This window comes from Streptomyces sp. NPDC004732 (genome assembly GCF_040609235.1).
Lineage (GTDB): Bacteria > Actinomycetota > Actinomycetes > Streptomycetales > Streptomycetaceae > Streptomyces.
Genome location: NZ_JBEXJR010000005.1, coordinates 255117 through 274208, shown reverse-complemented (window position 1 = coordinate 274208; position 19092 = coordinate 255117). Strand labels below are relative to the sequence as shown.

The window sequence follows — 19092 nt, the reverse complement described above, 5'->3', positions numbered from 1 at the left end:
CCACCAGACGGAATATTCCGTAGCGAAACAAACCGATAGGATCGCCCCATGCGCCGTTCCAAAATCGTCTGCACGCTGGGCCCCGCCGTCGACTCCGAAGAGCAGCTCGTCTCGCTGATCGAGGCCGGCATGAACGTGGCCCGATTCAACTTCAGCCACGGCACGCACGCCGAGCACCAGGGGCGGTACGACCGCGTCCGTGCGGCCGCCGGGAAGACCGGCCGTGCCATCGGTGTCCTCGCCGACCTGCAGGGCCCGAAGATCCGCCTGGAGACCTTTGCCGAGGGTCCCGTCGAGCTGGTGCGCGGTGACGAGTTCACCATCACCACCGAGGACGTGGCCGGCGACAAGTCGATCTGCGGCACGACCTACAAGGGTCTGCCCGGCGACGTCTCCAAGGGCGACCAGGTCCTCATCAACGACGGCAACGTCGAGCTGCGCGTCGTCGAGGTGGACGGCCCGCGCGTGAAGACGATCGTCGTCGAGGGCGGTGTCATCTCCGACCACAAGGGCATCAACCTGCCCGGCGCGGCCGTGAACGTGCCCGCCCTTTCGGAGAAGGACATCGAGGACCTCCGCTTCGCCCTGGAGATGGGCTGCGACATGGTCGCCCTGTCCTTCGTGCGCGACGCCAACGACGTCAAGGACGTCCACAAGGTGATGGACGAGGTGGGCCGCCGGGTCCCCGTCATCGCCAAGGTGGAGAAGCCGCAGGCCGTCGCCAACATGGAGGGCGTCGTCGCGGCGTTCGACGCCGTGATGGTGGCCCGTGGCGACCTCGCCGTCGAGTACCCGCTCGAGAAGGTCCCGATGGTGCAGAAGCGCCTCGTGGAGATGTGCCGCCGCAACGCCAAGCCGGTGATCGTCGCGACCCAGATGATGGAGTCGATGATCACCAACTCGCGCCCCACGCGCGCCGAGGCGTCCGACGTCGCCAACGCGATCCTGGACGGCGCCGACGCGGTCATGCTGTCGGCCGAGTCCAGCGTCGGCGCGTACCCGATCGAGACCGTCAAGACGATGTCGAAGATCGTGCAGGCCGCCGAGGGCGAGCTGCTCTCCAAGGGCCTGCAGCCGCTGGTGCCCGGCAAGAAGCCGCGCACGCAGGGCGGTTCGGTGGCCCGTGCCGCGTGCGAGATCGCGGACTTCCTCGGCGCCGAGGCGCTGATCGCCTTCACGCAGTCCGGTGACACGGCCCGCCGTCTGTCCCGCTACCGCGCGGCCCAGCCGATCCTGGCCTTCACCACGGACGAGTCGACCCGCAACCAGCTCACGCTGAGCTGGGGCGTGGACACCTACGTGGTGCCGCACGTCGACAACACCGACGCGATGGTCGAGCTGGTCGACGCCGAGCTGATCAAGCTCAACCGCTTCAACGACGGCGACACGGTCGTCATCACGGCGGGCTCGCCCCCCGGCGTCCCCGGCACCACCAACATGGTCCGGGTGCACCACCTGGGCGGCGGCGAGCGCGACTGATCCCCGCCTCGTACGACACCGAGGGCGCCCCCTGCGAAAGGGGGCGCCCTCGGTGCTTGGCGGTGCTTGGCGGTGCTTGTCGGTGCTGCTCGCGGCCGCTCAGTCGGTGATCGACTGGTGCAGCCCGGGAATCGTCAGGTTCCCGCCGAACTGGCCCGCCTGCTGCACCTTCACGTCCGTGAAGTAGATCAGCGGGATGTTCAGCGGCGGCGGGTGCTCGGGGTCGAAGGTGATCGGGATGAGCCCGAACAGCTTGCCCGAGATCCGCTCGGTGTACATCGTGGTCTCGCCGCCCCGGATGGTGGACGTGGTGCCCTTGGCGGCCTCGACGTGGTACTTCTTGCCCGCAGGTCCCTCGACGATCTGGTGCAGGTCGCCGATGTCCGTGTTCTGGATGACGTACTTCAGGGCCTGCTTGGACTTGCCGTTGGGCATCTGCAGGTTCACGACGCCCTGGTAGTCGGCGCCCTTGAGCGTGAGCGAGCTGGCTTCCAGGTGCCACGGCTGGTTCGGGATCGGCGAGGGGGTCTGCTCGGCGTCGCCGTCGACCTTCTTCTCGACCACGCACGGGAACGGCTTCTTGCCGTCCGCGTCCGGGGCCATCGGGTCCTCGGCTTCGTCCTTCGCGTCGTCCTCGGCCTTCTTGCCGACCTTGTCCGCCGCGTCCTTCGCCGCCTTCTCCGCGTCGTCCGTGACCTTGTCGGCCTCGTCCTTCGCGTCGTCGACGCCGTCCTTGAGTCCGTCCGTGACCTTGTCGACCGTGTCCTCGACGGGCTTGGTGACCTTGTCCGTCGTGTCCTTGGCCTTGTCCTCGGCGGACCCGGCACCGGACTCGGCCTTTTCCGACTCGGACGGGTCCGGCTCCGGGCTCTCGGACTCCTTCTTGTCGTCGGGCGTGAAGACGTCCTTGAGGGCGTCGCCGACACCCAGCGGGTCCCAGGGGTTCTTGGTCTCGGTGGGCTCGGGAGTCTTCTCCGGCTCCTTGTCGCCGTCCTTGTCGCCGGTGGACGGAGTGGAGGCCGAGTCGTCCTTGTCGTCGCCCGTGCTGTCGCTGTCGCCGTCGTCGTCCTTGTCGCCCGCGGAGGGCGAGGTCGACGGGTCCGGCTTCTTCGCGTCGTCCCCGGCGTCCTTCTTCTTCGCCCGGTCCTCGGCGTCCTTCTTGGCCTTCGCCTCGGCGTCCTTCTTGGCCTCGGCCTCGGCGTCCTTCTTCGCCTTGTCCGCCGCGTCCTTCTCGGCGTCCTCGGCGTCCTTGTCCGGAGCCGTGACACACGGCCCGTCCTGGAAGGGGTTGTCCGGAACACCCGGCTTGGCCTCTGCGAGCGTCGGGGTCAGCCCCATGCCCATCAGCACGGCGGTGGGCATCGCGGCGATGGCTATCGCCTTCCCCGCGGGAACCTGCAGCCGGGTCAGCAGCGGCTTCCTGGGTGCCGCGTGGCGCGGCCCGGTTCTCGCCCGGGGCTCCCCCGCAAAGCCCTCGTGGTGCACCTCGTCAGCCGGCACGGTGCCTCCCGTTCGTCCCGTTGGTCGGGCTCGTTCCTGACAGATCGTCCTGCGCGCCGCTCACCCCACCCGCGGCGGTGGGCTCGGGGACCCCGTCGCCCACGGGGCCGCCGGACTCTCCTGTCGTACGTCCCTTCGCGGGTTCGCCCGCGGGCTTCGCGGCCGCCCAGGAGACGCCGAGGGCGCCGCCGATCAGGGCGAGCAGGAAGCCGATGACGAAGCCGCCGAAGTTGGACACCACCAGGGAGACCAGGGCGAGCAGAATCGCCGCGACACCCGCGAAGACACGGGAGTGCGGCTGGAACCACATGGTCAGGCCGAGCACGACCAACAGCACGCCGATGATCAGCGATCCGGCACCGGCGGTGGTCGCCATCCGGATCGTCATCGTGCCGAGCGTGAGGTTCGCGTACGGGAAATACATGATCGGGATGCCGCCGAGAAGTGTCAGCAGACCACCCCAGAACGGGCGCTGACCGCGCCACCCTCGGAACGATCGGCGCATCCGGCCGAGCTTGTCGCCCAGTCCCACTTGCGCTTCGGCGCTCATGTCGTACAGCTCCTCGGGAATGGCGTTGGTTCTGTGTGTCGTGCGGATTCGGGCACGGGGACGGCTCCGTCAGATGCCGTCGCGCCCCCGCGCCCGGCCGTTCTCATCGCACCGAGTGCGCACCGGGCCGCCTGATGCGGTCCGCTAGGGCATCAACTGCCCTAGTAGCACTCGTGCTTGCCCTTCTTGACCGACATGCCCAGACCAGAGAGCTTGAAGGTACCGGCGGTGGTCGCCCACGCACGCTGCTTGACGTCGGTGAACTTCACCGACTCCGCCTGCTGCGCGAACGAGTCCGGGGCGTACTTGTCGCCCTTCGCCGGGCCGGGGCCCTTGGTGGTCTGGTCGACCGAGACACCGATGTCGACCTTGTTGAAGGTCGCATTGGCCTTCAGGTCGTCGGCGTCGATGTAGAGCTTCTTGGCCTCTACCTTCGGACCACCCTCGCCACCGGCCTTGAGGGTCATCGACACATCGCCGAAGACCGGGACCGGCACGACCACGGACTGGCAGAGGTTGGTGATCGTGGCCTCTTCGAGACCGACGACGGCGACCGGGTGGTTACCCGACTTACCGCTGTCCAGAGCTCCGTACTGGACGAATCCCGTACCGTTGAGCTCCTTGGCAGTCACCTTGAACTGCTGCCCTGACACACTGAACGATGCCGCGAGCGCGCCCTGGGACAGGGCGACACCTATCGCGGCAGTAGCCGCGACGCTCGGCACCATGACTACGGCGAACCGCTTCCATCTGGTTCCGCCACGAGCCACGGACTCCATGACTTTCCTCCTTCTCGGACGTACATCTCCGGCCCTGACTGCTGCCGTTCGGGCGGCTCAGCCGGGCAGGGATGGGAGAAGTGCTACGTCCTCGGGAAGGAGAGCGCCTGCATCGGAGGCGCGCTGCCGCACCACTCATCACCGGCGATCACCCCCGAGCGACAACCACTGGTCGCGCCTGACGCATCACGCACAACCTCTCGGACAGGCCCTGCCGGTACCGGCAGAGACCCCCCTGTCCAAGACCGGCGACGGCGTCACCGGCCTGCTCGGTGGGGACCCAGAAGGCCCGCTCCCGAGTGGCTGTCGGGGTGCGGGTCAATGGACCGAGCGTGGCCGATCGTGGTGCATTCTCGGCCCCCGCACAAGGGGGTTCGTTACTCGCTAGTAACGGCCCGATAACCGAAGCGCGACCGCGCGGTATCGATCGGCCACAGACGGTGGCTCAAAGAGGGGGAGCAGAACGGGACATCGGCGGGCGTAACGGCCCATAAGAAAGCCGATGCCTTACTCCAAGTAACAGTGGCCGCGTTTGCCAAGTTTTGGCAAAGCGCGGCCACTATGGTGCCTCGGGAACAGACTTTTCACTCCGGCATCACAACGCCCCGCGTTTAGGGACTGGTCAGCCGAAGGGCCGAGAAGCAAACCGGCCGGAGTACACACACAGGGTCAGAAGAGCACCCGGGCGAGCGCCGTGCGGGCCGACGTCACCCGCGGGTCCTCGCCGCCCACGACCTCGAAGAGTTCGAGCAGCCGCACCCGGGCGGCGTCCCGGTCGTCACCGGCCGTGCGCCGCACCGCGTCGATGAGCCGCCCGAAGGCGTCCTCGACATGGCCGCCCACCAGGTCCAGGTCGGCGGCGGCGATCTGCGCGGGCACATCCGCCGGGCGGTCGGCGGCGTCCTTGCGGACCACCTGCGCGTCCAGGCCCTGGACCCGCAGGAGCAGTTCGGCCTGGGCGAGGCCGAGCTTGGCCTCGGTGTTGGCGGGGTCGTCGCTGAGCACGTTCTTGTACGCCTGCACGGCACCGGCGAGGTCGCCCGCGTCCAGCGCCTGCACGGCCGCTTCGAGCAGGGCGTCGTGCGGACCGGCCGGCACCTCCGGCGCCTCGGGGGCCTGCTCGCCCGGCGCATCGGCGCCCGCGTCGACCACCAGGCCGGTCAGACCGAAGCGCTCCTCGCCGACCTGGATGAGCTGGTCCAGGGTCTGGCGGATCTGCGCCTCGGGAGCGGCGCCCTGGAAGAGGGGCAGGGCCTGTCCGGCCACCACCGCGAAGACAGCCGGGATCCCCTGGACCCCGAACTGCTGCATCAGCATCTGGTTCGCGTCGACGTCGATCTTGGCAAGGAGGAAACGGCCGTTGTATTCCTGCGCGAGCCGCTCAAGAAGGGGGCTCAGCTGCTTGCACGGCTCGCACCACTCGGCCCAGAAGTCGATGACGACCGGGACCTCGGTGGAGCGCTGCAGGACCTCGAGTTCGAAGCCCGCCTCGTCGACATCGATGACGAGGGAGGCCGGGGAGATCGCGGCGCCCGCCGCACCCCCGCCCTGCCGGGCCGCTTCGGCGCGCGCCTGCTCCGCCTTCGCCTTGGCCTCCTGGGCCGACTTCACCGCGGCGAGGTCGACGACTCCGCTCATGGACATGTTCCGTGGCTGCATGAGTACATCCTCCCCCAAGCCGTGCGGGAACCGTGCCCGTCCGTGACCCTCCGCCGGAATGCGGGGGCCCGGGCGACACGGTTCGAGGTCGCTGTGGAGACCGGCGGACCGGTCGTTGGCCCGGGGTCCCCACCCCGGTCCGGTGGTCGTGCTGTGTGGTTGTCGCTCGTGGCTCTCGCTCAGGGGTGTACGGGACGCGCCGTCCACCGTCACCCAGAAGCTTTCGCTACGGGTCGTAGCGTAACTGTCGCGCACCGGCCGTGGGGAGACGGCTTCCGGTGATCTCGCTCACTCGGCACCCCGGAACGCCGCGTACTGGCCGGTATGGTCGCCGCCATGCAGAGCCGTACGTCGTCCACCACGCCTCCCGCCCGCACCGGCGGCCGCCCGCGCAGCGCGGCCGCCGACGCCGCGATCCTGGAGGCGACCCGGCAGGGCCTCGTCGAGCTCGGCTGGTCCAAGCTGACGCTGGGCGCCGTCGCCACGCGGGCGGGCGTCGCCAAGACGACCCTGTACCGGCGCTGGGCGGGCAAGAGCGAGCTGGTCGTGGACGCGGTGGCCGAGCTCTTCGACCAGTTGGAGCTGCCCGACCGGGGCAGCCTCGCCGCGGACATCGAGGGCGTCGTCCTGCAGTTCGCGGTGCTGCTCGGACGGCCGGAGACCAAGACGGCGCTGATGGCGGTGGTCGCGGAGTCCACGACGGACGAGCCGCTGCGGGATCGTATCCGCACCTCCATCGTGGACCGCCAGAAACGGCTGGTCCTCGCGGGCCGCAGACGGGCCCAGGAGCGCGGCGAGCTCCCCGCGGAGCCCGACGCGGTCTCCGCGGGCCGCACCGCCGACCTCATCTTCGACGTGATCGCGGGCGCGGTGGTCCACCGCACCCTGGTCAGCGCGGAGCCGGTGGACGAGGAATGGGCACGCCGCTTCACGATGCTGCTGCTGGGCGGCCTGGCAGCGGCAGCGACACAGCCTTGAGAGCTCCTACGCGGAGATTGCGGTGCGGGGTGAACGGGTGGGTGGGTGGGTGGGAGGCATCCGCCGCGAAGCGGCGGGACAGGAACCCGCCCCACCGGCCCGCGGCCGAAGGTCAGACCTGGTACCGGTCCGCAGCAAAAAGGTGCAGGTTCTCGGCGACCCAGGCCGAGGTCAGTTTGAGCCCGTCCGCGAGGGAGACCTCAGGAACCCAGCCCGCCCACTCCCGCGCCCGCGAGTTGTCCGACAGCAACCGCTCCACCTCACTGCCCGAAGGGCGAAGCCGCGCCGGGTCGACGACCACGGACGCCTCCCGCCCCGACGCCGCGATCAGCGCCTCCGCGAGGTCCCCGATGGAGATCTCCCGGCCCACGCCGAGGTTCACCGCGTGGCCCAGCGCCCGGTCGGCCACCGCCATCGCCATGAATCCCCGTGCCGTGTCCGTGACATAGGTGAAGTCCCGCGTCGGCGTCAGCGAACCCAGCTTGATCTCGCGGGCCCCGGAGTGCAGTTGGGCGAGGATCGTGGGGATGACCGCGCGGGCCGACTGGCGCGGGCCGTACGTGTTGAAGGGCCGCACCACCGTCACCGGCAGCTCGAAGGCGTGCCAGTGCGAGAGCGCCATCATGTCGGCGCCGATCTTCGACGCGGAGTACGGCGACTGCGGCTGGAGCGGGTGCGACTCGGCGATCGGGGCCGTCAGCGCCGTCCCGTACACCTCGCTCGTGGACGTGTGCACCATGCGCCGCACGGAGTGCCTGCGGCACGCCTCCGCGACGTTCTCGGTGCCGACCACGTTCGTCTGGACGTACGCGCCGGGCGAGTCGTACGAGTACGGGATGCCGATCAGCGCGGCGAGGTGGAAGACGGTGTCGCACCCGGCGACCGCGTCCATCACCCGCCCGGCGTCCCGCACGTCGCCCGCGATCATCTCGACCCGCGGGTCGCCGAGGAGGTGGGCCAGGTGCCCCTTCTCCGCGTAGGGCTTGTAGTGCACGAAGGCGCGGACCTTCGCGCCCGCTTCGAGGAGCTGGTCGACGAGCGTCGAGCCGATGAAGCCCTCGGCGCCGGTGACGAGGACGGTGCGGTTCTGCCACGAGAAGGCGGTCATGCGTACTCCAGGTGAGACGTGTGGTGGGCGAGTCGAAGCACCCGCTCGGCGAGCAGGTCGGCGGCGCGGGCGTGCGGTCCGGGGTCCGCGGCGCCGCTCATGGCGGCGAGCCGCACCGGGTCCGCGAGGAGCGGGCCGAGCAGCTGTGCGAGCCGCTCGTCGGTGGTCTCGGCGTCGGGCAGCAGGAGGCCCGCGCCCGCGTCGGAGAGGACCCGGGCGTTGTGGGTCTGGTGGTCGCCGGGGGCGTGCGGGTAGGGCACGAGGACGGCGGGGACGCCGGTGGCGGCCAGTTCGGCGACCGTCGCCGAGCCCGCGCGGCACACGACGAGGTCGGCGGCGGCGTAGGAGAGGTCCATGCGGTCGAGGTAGGGGACGGCGCGGGCGACCGCGTCACCGCCCTCGGCGGCGAGCCGCGCCTGCGTCTCCTCCAGGGCCGCGGGGCCGGTCTTGATGAGGAGGTGTACGTCCCGCCGGTCCCGCCAGCGCGCCGCGAGGCCGACCGCCGCCGCCGTGAGGCGGGCCGCGCCGAGGCTGCCGCCGTTGAAGAGGATCAGCCGGGCGCCGGGCGGCACGCCGAGCTCACGCCGGGCCTCCGGGCGCAGCGCGGCCCGGTCGAGCGCGGCGAGCGGCGCCGCGATGGGCATGCCGGTGGTGTGGGCGCGCTCGCCGCCGGGCAGATGAGCGCGGCTGCGGTCGAAGGCCACCGCGATGTTCGGGGTGAGCCGGGCGGCGAAGCGGTTGGCGCGGCCGGGGACGGCGTTGGACTCGTGGATGAGGCTCGGCAGCCCGGTCATGCGGGCGCCGACGATGACGGGGGCGCTGGGGTAGCCGCCCATGCCGACGGCGACCTGTGCGCCCTGCTCGCGCAGGATGGTCCGGCACTGGGCGCCGGACTTCATCAGCGCCGCGGGGAGCAGATAGCGGCGGGCGCCGAGCGACGGGTCGAAGGGGATCATGTCGACGGTGTGGAGGCGGTACCCGGCGTCCGGTATCAGCCGGGTCTCCAGGCCCCGTTCGGTGCCGACGAAGGAGATCACCGCGCCCGGCACGGCCCGGCGCAGGGCGTCGGCGAGGGCGAGGCCGGGATAGATGTGCCCACCGGTGCCGCCCGCGCCGATGACGACGGAGAGACCTGCGCGGCCCGGGACGGCGGCGCGGTCGGAGTGAGTGGTTCGCATGGCAGTGGAGCATCACGCGAGGGTCTAAGAGGGTTTTAAGAGCCGCGTTTGGCACCTTTGGACCATGAGCTTCACGAGTGTGACCAGCAAGGGCGGCCCGCCGGGCGCGGGCGGGGCGGCGCACCGGATCCTCGTCGTCGACGACGACCCCGAGGTCCGCGCCGCCGTCGAGGACGCCCTGACGGTCGAGGGCCATCATGTGCGGGGCGCGGCGGACGGCCACCGCGCGCTCACGGCGGTGGCCCGCTGGCAGCCCGACCTGGTCGTCCTCGACGTCCTGATGCCGGTCATGGACGGCCTCGCGGTCTGCCGTCAGCTGCGCGCCGCGGGCGACCGCACGCCGGTCCTCGTGCTGACGGCCCTGGACTCGGTGAGCGAGCGCGTCGACGGCCTGGACGCGGGCGCCGACGACTATCTGGTCAAGCCGTTCGCCCTGGACGAGCTGGTGGCCCGGGTCCGCGCCCTGCTGCGGCGCGCGACGCCGGAGCGCGCCGCGGACGACGGCGACGAGCTCTCGTACGGCGATCTCGTGCTGGATCCCGCGACGCGCACGGGCCGCCGCGGCGAGCGCCGGGTCGAGTTCAGCCGCACGGAGGCCGTCCTGCTCGAACTGCTCCTGCGCAACGCGGGCCAGGTCCTGCCGCGCGAGCTGATCCAGCAGGCGGTGTGGGGCCGCGACTTCGGCCCCGACTCCAACTCCCTCGCCGTGTACGTGGGTTATCTGCGCAGGAAGCTCGAATCGGACGGCGAGCCCCGCCTCGTCCACACCGTGCACGGCGTCGGCTACCGGCTGGGCTCCCCGTGAGCGCGCGGCGCAGGCTCGGCGCGCGGTGGCGGCGCCGCAGGCCGCTGCGGACCCGCCTCGCGGTGGTCGCCGCGGCCGCCGTGGCCGTGGTGGCGATCGGGGTGTGCGCCGCCGCGTTCTTCGTGATCCGCTTCAAGCTGTACCAGCAGCTCGACCAGAACCTCGCCCAGTCGGCGACGCTCATCGCCCAGCAGCACCGCAGCGAGGGTCTTGGCGTCATGACGGGCGAGTGCCGTTTCCTCGGCGCGCCCGCCTGCTCACAGATCGTCCCCGCGGACGCGAAGGACGACCCGGCGAAGCCGTATCTGCTGCCCGTGTCGGGGCTGACGCGCTCGGTCGCCGACGGCCACCGGCCCGCGTACTACTCGAACTTCACGCTCCCCGGCGGCAAGCCGGGCCGGATGTACACCACCACGTTCGGCAAGGAGGGCGAGGCCGTGCAGGTCGCCCTGCGCGCGGACATCGCCGAGCGCGGGGTGCGCCAGGCCGCGTCGCTGCTCGCCGCGGTGGGCGGCGCCGGTGTGCTGCTCTCGGCGGTCGGCGGCTACTGGGTCTCCCGCACGGGCCTGGCGCCGATCACCCGGCTCACGGCCACCGCGGAGCGCATCGCCGCCACCCGTGACGCCCGCCACCGCATCGAGCTGCCGCCCGGCCGACCGGCCCGCGAGGGCCACGAGGACGAAGTGACCCGCCTGGCCACCTCGTTCAACACGATGCTCGCCGAGCTGGAGGAGTCCGTCACGGCCCGCCGCCGACTGGTCGCCGACGCCTCGCACGAGCTGCGCACCCCGCTGACCGCGCTGCGCACGAACGCCGAACTCCTCGCCAGGGCGGACCGGCTGACGGACGCCCAGCGCGAGCGGGCCTCCGGTGCGCTCGGCCGTCAGCTGCGCGAAGTCACCGGCATGGTCAACGACTTGATCGAGCTGGCCAGGGACGCGGAGCCGCAGCCCCTGCTCGAAGAGGTACGGCTCGCCCCGCTGGCCGCGCACGCGGTCGACGCGGCCCGCGGCCACTGGCCCGCGATCCGCTTCACGCTCCAGGTGGCGCCGGAGGCGGCCGAGCTGAGCATGCCCGGCGTACCGGCGCGGCTGTCCCGGCTGCTCACCAACCTGGTCGACAACGCGGCGAAGTTCAGCCCGCCGGGCGGCCCGGTCGAGGTCGCGCTGACCCGCGAGGCGCTGACGGTGCGCGACCACGGCCCGGGGATCTCGGAGGAGGACCTGCCGTACGTCTTCGACCGCTTCTACCGCGCCGAGAAGGCCCGCGCGCTGCCCGGCTCGGGCCTGGGCCTGGCGATGGCGCGCCAGATCGCGCATGCGCACGGGTCGGAGCTCACGGCGGAACGGGCACCGGGCGGGGGCGCACTGTTCCGCCTGACTCTGCTGCCGGGCCGGTAGCTTCCCGGGCCGCTACTTCTTCTTCGCCCAGGCGCAGCTGCCGAGCGTGGCCTTGCCCTTGGCGACGAGCCGGTCGGCCTCGCGGGCGACGAGCACGCGGGTCTTGTCGCCCTTGCACACCACGGTGCGGTCCCCGTGTCCCGCCAGGTCGACGAGGATCTGGTCCCAGTGGCGGTACTGCACGTCGTGCCCGGAGTCCGCGTAGGTGCGCACCTTCGCCGTGTCCGGCAGCTCCTGCTGCCAGGCCTTCAGCGTCGCGGGCGGCACGGTGGTGTCCTTCTTGCCGCCGTAGAGGTAGACGGGGGCGTCCAGCTTCGACAGGTCGGGGCCGGGGCGTCCGCAGTACAGCTTCTGCTCGTGCACCTGGGGCGCGGGGTCGGCCTGCTGGCCGCGCTGGTTGTAGGTGCGGGCGCCTTCCTCGTACGCGGTGTCGGCGAAGCCGGGAATCGACTTCACGGGACTGTCGTCGGGGAAGGCCCACCACTTGCGCGGGTCCTTGATCTGGTCCCGGACGGCGTCGGCGAGCGCGTCGTCGGAGAGGCCGCAGTACTCGGGCTTCGTGCCGTAGGGCGGCAGGGCGGCGGCGAGGTGGAGCTGCGAGATCCGCTCGGGGGCCTGCGCGGCGAGCTCGGCGGCGTAGGGGCCGCCGCCGGATATCGCGACGACGGACACGTCGTCGACACCGAGCTTGTCGAGGACCTGAAGGGCGTCCTTGGCGAAGTCGCCCTTGCCGAGGTTCTTGTCGAACGCGGTGTCGCCGAAGCCGTTGCGCTCCACGGAGATGAGCCGCAGGCCCAGGTCCTCGCGGGTGGTGCGGAAGAAGTCCGTCATGTGCGAGGCGCGGGCGCTGGTGCCGGTGCCGCCGATGAACAGGACGGGCTTGCCGTCCTTCTCGCCGGTGTCCGAGTAGTGCGCGGTACGCCCGTCGGAGAGCTTCGCCGCGCGGACCTCGGGGCCGAGGGAGTCGAAGTCGTCCTGCACCTTGGGCTCGGGCGGCGGGCTCGCACTGACCTCGCCGGAACCGCCGACCAGGAGTGCGCCGAGAACGGTGCAGGTGGCGGCTCCGATGGCGAAGGCGGCGGTGCGGGCGTGACCGGTCGAGCTCACGGAGTCTCCTGGGGCGGGGGGTGGCTGGCCGGGCGTGCGCCTGCCCTGGCCCCTGGGCCTTAAACCTCCGACTTTCCGCACCCCGCGCCGGGGCGAGGCGAGACCGCCCGTTTCCTCCCCATCTGCGGGCAGTGGGGGCGGGCCGCGCAGTTCCCCGCGCCCCTAAAAACATCCCGCCCCCGGCGCCACCATGGCCGCCCCCGCGGGGGAACTGGCTCCCTGCGGGGGGCTGCCCCAGGCGCGTCGCGAACTGGCTCCGGGGGCGAGGACTGACTTAGGGGCGCGGGGAACTGCGCGATCAGCCCCCACCGCCCGCGGAAAACCACGCACGGTCAAGCCCCTCAAGGGGCGCGGGGAACTGCGCAAACGACCCCCACCGCCAGCGCGCAGCGAGCCCGCCTAGAAGCCCGGCGGCTCCACGTACACCCCCCACTCATCGCGAAGCACCCCGCAGATCTCGCCGAGCGTGGCCTCCGCCCGGACCGCCTCCAGCATGGGCTCGATCATGTTGGCCCCGGACCGAGCCGCCGCCAGCATCGCGTCGAGCGCACCCCGCACCACCGCATCGTCACGCCGCCCCTTGCGCCCCACGAGGTCGCGAACCTGATCGCGCTCCACCTCGTGGCTGACCCGCAGGATCTCCAGGTCACCCGTGACCGAGCCTTCGAGGCAGTTGACGCCGACGACCCGCTTGTCGCCCTTCTCCAGGGACCGCTGGTACTGGAACGCGGACTCGGCGATCTCGCCGGTGAACCAGCCGTCCTCGATGCCACGGAGAATGCCCGAGGTGATCGGGCCAATGGGGTGCTGCCCGTCCGGCCGCGCCCGCCGCCCCCGCTCCTTGATCTGCTCGAAGATCTTCTCCGCGTCGGCCTCGATGCGGTCGGTGAGCTGCTCGATGTACCAGGAGCCGCCCAGCGGGTCGGCGACGTTCGCGACGCCCGTCTCCTCCATCAGCACCTGCTGCGTACGGAGCGCGATCTCCGCGGCCTGCTCGCTCGGCAGCGCGAGGGTCTCGTCCAGGGCGTTGGTGTGGAGGGAGTTCGTGCCGCCGAGCACCGCGGCGAGCGCTTCCACCGCCGTACGCACGACGTTGTTGTACGGCTGCTGGGCGGTGAGCGAGACACCGGCGGTCTGCGTGTGGAAGCGCAGCCACTGCGCCTTGTCGCTCTTGGCGCCGTACTCGTCGCGCAGCCAGCGGGCCCAGATGCGGCGCGCGGCGCGGAACTTGGCGATCTCCTCGAAGAAGTCGACGTGCGCGTCGAAGAAGAAGGAGAGGCCGGGCGCGAAGACGTCCACGTCGAGCCCGCGGCTCAGGCCCAGCTCCACGTACCCGAAGCCGTCCGCCAGCGTGTACGCGAGCTCCTGCGCGGCCGTCGCCCCGGCCTCGCGGATGTGGTAGCCGGAGACCGAGAGGGGCTTGTACGCGGGGATGTCACGCGCGCAGTGCTCCATCAGGTCACCGATGAGGCGCAGGTGCGGCTCGGGCTGGAAGAGCCACTCCTTCTGCGCGATGTACTCCTTGAAGATGTCGGTCTGGAGCGTGCCGTTCAGGACACCCGGGTCGACGCCCTGCCGCTCGGCCGCGACGAGGTACATGCAGAAGACGGGCACGGCGGGCCCGCTGATCGTCATCGACGTCGTGACGTCACCGAGCGGAATGTCCTTGAAGAGGACCTCCATGTCGGCGGCGGAGTCGATGGCGACGCCGCAGTGGCCGACCTCGCCGAGCGCGCGGGGGTCGTCGGAGTCGCGGCCCATCAGCGTCGGCATGTCGAAGGCGACGGAGAGGCCGCCGCCGCCGTTGGCCAGGATCATCTTGTAGCGCTCGTTCGTCTGCTCGGCGTTGCCGAAGCCCGCGAACTGGCGGATGGTCCAGGTCCGGCCGCGGTACCCGGTCGGGTAGAGCCCGCGCGTGAAGGGATACTCCCCGGGCCAGCCGATCCGCTCGAACCCCTCGTACGTGTCCCCGGGCCGCGGCCCGTAGGCGGGGTCGACCGGGTCCCCGGAGAGCGTGGTGAAGTCCGCGTCACGCTTGCGGGCCTTGTCGTAACGGGCCTGCCAGCGCCGGCGGCCTTCCTCGATCGCGTCAGCGTCCATACCTTCGAATTTACTAGGACGTCCTAGTAAAAGTCGATGCCAAACCGCCACGGACCTGTCCGTGGCGGTGGAGGTTACGCCTTGGCCGTGGCCGGGGAGCCCTTGACGATCAGCGGCTCGACCTCGCGGACGACCTTGCGCTCGACGAAGAATGCGGCCGTCGGGATCGTGCCCGAGAGCAGCACCCACAGCAGCTTCCCGAACGGCCACTTCGCCTTGGAGCCCAGGTCGAAGGCGAAGATCAGGTAGATGATGTAGAGGACTCCGTGGACCTGGGAGACCACCAGGGTCAGGCCCTCGCCCTTCTCGAAGCCGTACTTGGCCACCATGCAGGCGCACAGGATGAGGAGCATGACGGCGGTGACGTAAGCCATCACCCGGTAGCGGGTCAGCACGCTGGATTTCATGGCTACGAGCGTAACGGCCCGTTATGCGCGATCTTCGGCGCCCCCGACCCGGGCGGAACGGGCGGGTCCGACGGCCCTACTTCTCCTCGAAATCCTCCGCGGCCACCCGCAGCGGCCTGAGCATCGCGAAGATCTCCCCGCACTCCTCCGCGTCGTACACCCCGAGACCGAAGTCCATCGCCATCAGCTCGCGGGTCGCGGCCTCGACGACCTCGCGGCCCTTCTCCGTGATCGAGGCGAGCGTGCCGCGGCCGTCGTTGGGGTTCGGGCGCTTGTCGACCAGGCCGGACTTGACCAGGCGGTCGACCGTGTTGGTGACCGACGTCGGGTGCACCATGAGCCGCTCGCCGATCTTGGACATCGGCAACTCACCGGCCTGCGAGAAGGTGAGCAGGACCAGCGCCTCGTAGCGCGCGAAGGTCAGTCCGTACGGCTTGACGACCGCGTCGACCTCGGCGAGCAGGATCTGGTGCGCACGCATGATCGAGGTGATCGCGCCCATGGCCGGGACCGATCCCCAGCGCTGCTTCCAGAGCTCGTCGGCGCGGGCGATGGGATCGAAGGGGAGGCTGAGCGGCTTCGGCACGCCATCGACCTTACCGGTCGGTCATATGCTGGTCAGCCCCGTCTCGCGATTCGGTCGAACGTACCTCCGCCGCCAGGATCAGACAGCAGAGCGTGCCGAGCACCCCCGCACCGGCGACGACCGTGCTCACCGCGACGAACTCCGCGGCCAGCCCCGCGAGCGCCATGCCGACGCCCTGGATCGTCATGAGGCCCGCCGTGTGCACCGTCATCGCGCGGCCCCGCAGCTCGTCGGGGACCGCGTCGACGAACCAGCGGTCCAGACCGAGGGTGTAGGCCGATCCTGCCCCGGCGAGCGCGAGGGCCACCAGCGCGAGGACGAGACCGGGCGTGACCGCGTACACGGTGAGCGGCACCAGCGTGAGCGAGACGAGCGGCAGCACGATGCGGGCCCGCGCGGACGCGGAGAGCACCGACCCGGCGTACAGCTCGGCGGCGATGGTGCCCACCGGCAGGGCGCACATGAGGAGCCCCACGCCCGTGACGCCGACGCCGATCTCGTCGGCGTAGGGCGCGGCGAGCACCTCCGGGGCGACCAGGAACATGGGCGGCACCCAGAAGAGCAGCAGGAGGGCCCGCACGCGACGGTTGCCGAGCACCTCCCGTGCGCCGCCCAGGGAGTAGCGCACGAGCGCGCCGCCACCGCCGTTCCCGCGCGCGGGCCGCCGCTTCGTCCCGCACCGCAGCAGCAGCGCGGACGCCGCGAACGTGCAGACGGTGATGGTGAGCGCCCCGCGCGGGGAGACGACGGTGAGGAGTACGCCGCCGAGCCCGAAGCCGACCAGGACGGAGCTCTGCGAGACGATCCGGAGCAGGGAGCGGCCGAGGACGAACAGATCGCCGTCGCCGAGGATGTCGGTGAGGGTCGCCATCCGCGTGCCGTTGAAGACGGGCGCGACGAGGGCGATGACGCAGCGCAGCGCGAGCAGTCCGGCGACGGGGGTCGCGGGCAGCGCCATGAGGCCCGCGCACCCGGCGCACAGGACGTCGCAGCCGACGAGCACCCGCCGCGGCGGATACCGGTCGGCCATTCCGGACAGCAGGGTTCCGCCCACCAGGTACGGCAGCATGCCGAGCGCGAAGGTGAGCGCGCTGAGCAGCGGTGATCCGGTGAGGCCGTAGACCAGGACGGTCAGGGCGATCTCGCTGACGACGACGCCGAGCAGGGAGAGCGCGTGCGCGGCGAAGACGGCACGGAACTCGCGGACGGCGAAGACACGGGTGTAGCCGGTGGCGGTGGGCTCTGCGGGTGGCATGACCGCAGCCTCACGCGGGTGCCCACACTGCCCTAAAGTTTCGGCCCCGGGCGAATCTTCGACAGCGACGAGGGGCTCCGTGCCGTTCCACATGCACTTCGGGCAGGACGATCTGCTGCGCTGCCGGTTCGCGGTGTCGCCCCTGTGGGAGACGCAGGAGGCCGTACGCACCCTCAAGCGTCCCGAGCGCCACGCCTATCACCCGCGGTGGCTGCGCCGGATCCGCGAGGCGGGCCGTGGGCTCGACCTCTCCGCGCTCTGGCTCCTGATGCCGCGGCGCGGGCACTCCCCCGACTTCCTCGGCCCGCCGCCGATCGGGCCCGCGGCGCGCTTCGAGGAGGAGATCGCGGCGGTCCGCGCGTCCGATCCGGTGGCCGCGCTCGACGACATGGCGCGGGCGCTCGCCTGCACCCCGGGCGCCGCCGACTCCCCGAAGGGGCGGGCGCTGCTCGCCGATCCCGCGGCCGCCGTCCTGGAGCTCGCGGACGCCATGGAGGCGGCCTGGCACGCGCTGATCGAGCCGGACTGGCCGCGGCTGCGCGCGCTCCTGGAGGCCGATGTCGCCTTCCATTCGCGGCGGCTCGCGGAGGTCGGCCTCGGCGGGCTCCTGCCGGAGCTTGACCGGCGGCTGCAGTGGGACGCGGGCAGGCTCACCGTGGAGTGGCGCGACGAGCACGCGCGCCACCTGTCGGGGCAGGGGCTGATCCTGATCCCGAGCGTCTTCTCCTGGCCGGACGTGATCAGCGGGTTCGATCCCCCGTGGCAGCCGACGCTCGCCTACCCGGTGCGGGGCATCTCGGGGCTGTGGGCGGAGCCTTCGGACCGTACGCCCGAAGCGCTCGTACGGCTCCTCGGCCGCGGTCGCGCCACCGTGCTCGCCGCGCTCGACGCGCCCGCCACCACATCGGGCCTCGCGCACCGCCTCGGGCTTGCGCAGTCGTCCGTGTCGGCGCATCTGACGGCGCTGCGGGGCGCCGGACTGCTGGTGTCGCGGCGGTACGGGCACCAGGTGTTCTACGAGTGCACACCGCTCGGCACCGCCCTGGCCGCCGGGGGCGGTGTGGCACAAGAGTTTGACTAGTCCTTTATGTAACGATTGCCGGGCTGACTGACCGTCACTGTCACCGTCGCCCTAGGGGGCTGGATGCACCGGCTGCTCCGCACGTTCACGGCACTGGCGGCGTTCGCCGCCCTCGGGCTCCCGGCAGGCTGCTCCTCCGACTCCGCGTCCGGCGCGAAGGAGGAGGCCGCCGTGCGCGGTCCCGCCACCGGGACCGACGCGCCGTCCCGGGGCGCGTTCTGGGTCGACCCGGACAGCCCCGCCGCACGCCAGGTGCAGCAGTGGGAGGAGCAGGGCCGCGCGCGGGACGCCGAGGCCCTCAAGCGCATCTCCCAGCAGCCGATGGCGGTGTGGCCCGCCGGGGACGACCCGGCGCCCGACATCGCGCAGGCGACGCGGGGCGCGGCGCAGGAGGGCCGCACGGCCGTGCTCGTCGCCTACAACATCCCGCACCGCGACTGCGGCCAGCACTCCGCGGGCGGCGCGGGCAGCGCGGGCCACTACCGGAACTGGGTGAACGCCTTCGCCGACGCGATCGGCGACGCGCCCGCGCTGGTCGTCCTCGAACCCGACGCGGTCCCGCACATCGTGGACGGCTGCACCCCTGCCGAGTACCACGCGGACCGCTATCAGCTCCTTTCGGAGGCGATCCAGCGGCTGAAGCGGCAGCCGAAGGTGAAGGTGTACCTCGACGCGGGGAACCCCGGCTGGATCTCCGACGCGGGCAAGCTCAGCGAGCCGTTGCGGAAGGCGGGCGTCGCGGCGGCCGACGGCTTCTCGCTGAACGTCTCCAACTTCCAGAGCGACGGGACGATCAAGGCGTACGGCCGCACGCTGTCGGCCACCGTCGGCGGCAAGCACTTCGTCATGGACACCAGCCGCAACGGCAGGGGCCCGCTGGCGGGCGACCGTCAGGACGCGTGGTGCAACCCGCCGGGACGCGGCCTCGGCACTCCGCCGACCGACCGCACGGGCGACCCGCTGGTCGACGCCGTCCTGTGGATCAAGCGCCCCGGCGACTCGGACGGCCCGTGCCGGGGCGGCCCGGCGGCGGGCAAGTGGTGGCCGGACTACGCCCTGGGGCTCGCCCGCAACGCGAAGGCGGCCTGAGCGGTCCGACCGCTCGGGCCGCCCCGGCGGC

17 protein-coding genes are annotated in these 19092 nt (G+C 71.6%); 6 read left to right on the top strand and 11 right to left on the bottom strand.

Annotated features, from left to right (window positions below; genetic code table 11):
* Positions 1-48: 48 nt before the first annotated feature.
* Complete coding sequence (gene pyk, locus ABZV77_RS16775) at positions 49-1479, top strand: pyruvate kinase (RefSeq protein ID WP_356256656.1); 1431 nt, start codon at positions 49-51, stop codon at positions 1477-1479.
* Between the two features lie 99 nt (positions 1480-1578).
* Here the strand turns inward: pyk and ABZV77_RS16770 are convergent, their stop codons facing one another.
* From ABZV77_RS16770 to ABZV77_RS16755, 4 genes are all read right to left on the bottom strand, one after another.
* Positions 1579-2979: a hypothetical protein gene (locus ABZV77_RS16770; protein WP_356256653.1), complete on the bottom strand. Its 1401-nt coding sequence runs from the start codon at positions 2977-2979 to the stop codon at positions 1579-1581.
* Complete coding sequence (locus ABZV77_RS16765) at positions 2969-3529, bottom strand: DUF6114 domain-containing protein (RefSeq protein WP_356256650.1); 561 nt, start codon at positions 3527-3529, stop codon at positions 2969-2971. The genes ABZV77_RS16770 and ABZV77_RS16765 overlap by 11 nt, the downstream gene beginning before the upstream one ends.
* A 161-nt stretch (positions 3530-3690) precedes the next feature.
* Positions 3691-4308 (bottom strand): DUF6230 family protein, encoded by a 618-nt coding sequence (locus ABZV77_RS16760; protein ID WP_356256647.1) that lies wholly within the window; start codon positions 4306-4308, stop codon positions 3691-3693.
* 669 nt (positions 4309-4977) lie between these two features.
* Positions 4978-5967: a tetratricopeptide repeat protein gene (locus tag ABZV77_RS16755; protein WP_356256645.1), complete on the bottom strand. Its 990-nt coding sequence runs from the start codon at positions 5965-5967 to the stop codon at positions 4978-4980.
* A 336-nt stretch (positions 5968-6303) separates the two neighbouring features.
* On the opposite strand from ABZV77_RS16755, the gene ABZV77_RS16750 reads away from it, so the two are divergent.
* Positions 6304-6945 (top strand): TetR/AcrR family transcriptional regulator, encoded by a 642-nt coding sequence (locus tag ABZV77_RS16750; protein WP_356256642.1) that lies wholly within the window; start codon positions 6304-6306, stop codon positions 6943-6945.
* A gap of 112 nt (positions 6946-7057) precedes the next feature.
* On the opposite strand, the gene ABZV77_RS16745 is transcribed toward ABZV77_RS16750, so the two are convergent.
* Both ABZV77_RS16745 and ABZV77_RS16740 read right to left on the bottom strand, forming a co-directional pair.
* A complete protein-coding gene (locus ABZV77_RS16745; RefSeq protein ID WP_356256639.1) occupies positions 7058-8053 on the bottom strand; it encodes an SDR family NAD(P)-dependent oxidoreductase in 996 nt (331 codons plus the stop codon).
* Entirely contained in the window at positions 8050-9231 is a 1182-nt protein-coding gene (locus ABZV77_RS16740; protein ID WP_356256637.1) for a UDP-N-acetylglucosamine--N-acetylmuramyl-(pentapeptide) pyrophosphoryl-undecaprenol N-acetylglucosamine transferase, read from the bottom strand. Before ABZV77_RS16740 ends, ABZV77_RS16745 begins: the two co-directional genes overlap by 4 nt.
* Before the next feature lie 64 nt (positions 9232-9295).
* On the opposite strand from ABZV77_RS16740, the gene ABZV77_RS16735 reads away from it, so the two are divergent.
* Positions 9296-10036, top strand: coding sequence for a response regulator transcription factor (locus ABZV77_RS16735; protein ID WP_356256634.1), 741 nt, complete (start codon positions 9296-9298; stop codon positions 10034-10036).
* Positions 10033-11436, top strand: coding sequence for a HAMP domain-containing sensor histidine kinase (locus ABZV77_RS16730; RefSeq protein ID WP_356256631.1), 1404 nt, complete (start codon positions 10033-10035; stop codon positions 11434-11436). The genes ABZV77_RS16735 and ABZV77_RS16730 overlap by 4 nt, the downstream gene beginning before the upstream one ends.
* 12 nt (positions 11437-11448) lie before the next feature.
* Here ABZV77_RS16730 and ABZV77_RS16725 read toward each other — a convergent pair whose 3' ends face one another.
* From ABZV77_RS16725 to ABZV77_RS16705, 5 genes are all read right to left on the bottom strand, one after another.
* A complete protein-coding gene (locus tag ABZV77_RS16725; RefSeq protein WP_356256628.1) occupies positions 11449-12543 on the bottom strand; it encodes an alpha/beta hydrolase in 1095 nt (364 codons plus the stop codon).
* 399 nt (positions 12544-12942) lie between these two features.
* Positions 12943-14643 carry a methylmalonyl-CoA mutase family protein gene (locus ABZV77_RS16720; RefSeq protein ID WP_356256625.1) on the bottom strand — a complete coding sequence of 567 codons (1701 nt, stop codon included), beginning with the start codon at positions 14641-14643 and terminating at the stop codon, positions 12943-12945.
* A 74-nt stretch (positions 14644-14717) separates the two neighbouring features.
* Positions 14718-15050 (bottom strand): DUF3817 domain-containing protein, encoded by a 333-nt coding sequence (locus ABZV77_RS16715; protein WP_356256622.1) that lies wholly within the window; start codon positions 15048-15050, stop codon positions 14718-14720.
* Positions 15051-15126: 76 nt separating this feature from the next.
* Positions 15127-15636, bottom strand: a complete 510-nt coding sequence (locus tag ABZV77_RS16710) for a MarR family transcriptional regulator (RefSeq protein WP_055564582.1) — start codon at positions 15634-15636, stop codon at positions 15127-15129.
* A gap of 10 nt (positions 15637-15646) precedes the next feature.
* Complete coding sequence (locus ABZV77_RS16705) at positions 15647-16891, bottom strand: MFS transporter (protein ID WP_356256618.1); 1245 nt, start codon at positions 16889-16891, stop codon at positions 15647-15649.
* Between the two features lie 79 nt (positions 16892-16970).
* Here ABZV77_RS16705 and ABZV77_RS16700 point away from each other — a divergent pair, with 79 nt between their 5' ends.
* The gene (locus ABZV77_RS16700; RefSeq protein WP_356256615.1) at positions 16971-17972 is read left to right on the top strand and encodes a DUF5937 family protein; all 1002 of its coding nucleotides are present in this window, start codon (positions 16971-16973) and stop codon (positions 17970-17972) included.
* Positions 17973-18035: 63 nt separating this feature from the next.
* Positions 18036-19061 (top strand): glycoside hydrolase family 6 protein, encoded by a 1026-nt coding sequence (locus ABZV77_RS16695; protein WP_356256612.1) that lies wholly within the window; start codon positions 18036-18038, stop codon positions 19059-19061.
* Positions 19062-19092 lie beyond the last annotated feature (31 nt).

Bases quoted from the DNA above. Each gene is read 5' to 3' on its own strand.
- ABZV77_RS16715 (WP_356256622.1), bottom strand. From the start codon at position 15,050: ATGAAATCCAGCGTGCTGACCCGCTACCGGGTGATGGCTTACGTCACC.
- ABZV77_RS16735 (WP_356256634.1), top strand. From the start codon at position 9,296: ATGAGCTTCACGAGTGTGACCAGCAAGGGCGGCCCGCCGGGCGCGGGC.
- ABZV77_RS16765 (WP_356256650.1), bottom strand. From the start codon at position 3,529: ATGAGCGCCGAAGCGCAAGTGGGACTGGGCGACAAGCTCGGCCGGATG.
- ABZV77_RS16760 (WP_356256647.1), bottom strand. From the start codon at position 4,308: ATGGAGTCCGTGGCTCGTGGCGGAACCAGATGGAAGCGGTTCGCCGTA.
- ABZV77_RS16750 (WP_356256642.1), top strand. From the start codon at position 6,304: ATGCAGAGCCGTACGTCGTCCACCACGCCTCCCGCCCGCACCGGCGGC.
- ABZV77_RS16720 (WP_356256625.1), bottom strand. From the start codon at position 14,643: ATGGACGCTGACGCGATCGAGGAAGGCCGCCGGCGCTGGCAGGCCCGT.
- ABZV77_RS16705 (WP_356256618.1), bottom strand. From the start codon at position 16,891: ATGCCACCCGCAGAGCCCACCGCCACCGGCTACACCCGTGTCTTCGCC.
- ABZV77_RS16745 (WP_356256639.1), bottom strand. From the start codon at position 8,053: ATGACCGCCTTCTCGTGGCAGAACCGCACCGTCCTCGTCACCGGCGCC.
- ABZV77_RS16740 (WP_356256637.1), bottom strand. From the start codon at position 9,231: ATGCGAACCACTCACTCCGACCGCGCCGCCGTCCCGGGCCGCGCAGGT.
- pyk (WP_356256656.1), top strand. From the start codon at position 49: ATGCGCCGTTCCAAAATCGTCTGCACGCTGGGCCCCGCCGTCGACTCC.
- ABZV77_RS16755 (WP_356256645.1), bottom strand. From the start codon at position 5,967: ATGCAGCCACGGAACATGTCCATGAGCGGAGTCGTCGACCTCGCCGCG.
- ABZV77_RS16695 (WP_356256612.1), top strand. From the start codon at position 18,036: ATGCACCGGCTGCTCCGCACGTTCACGGCACTGGCGGCGTTCGCCGCC.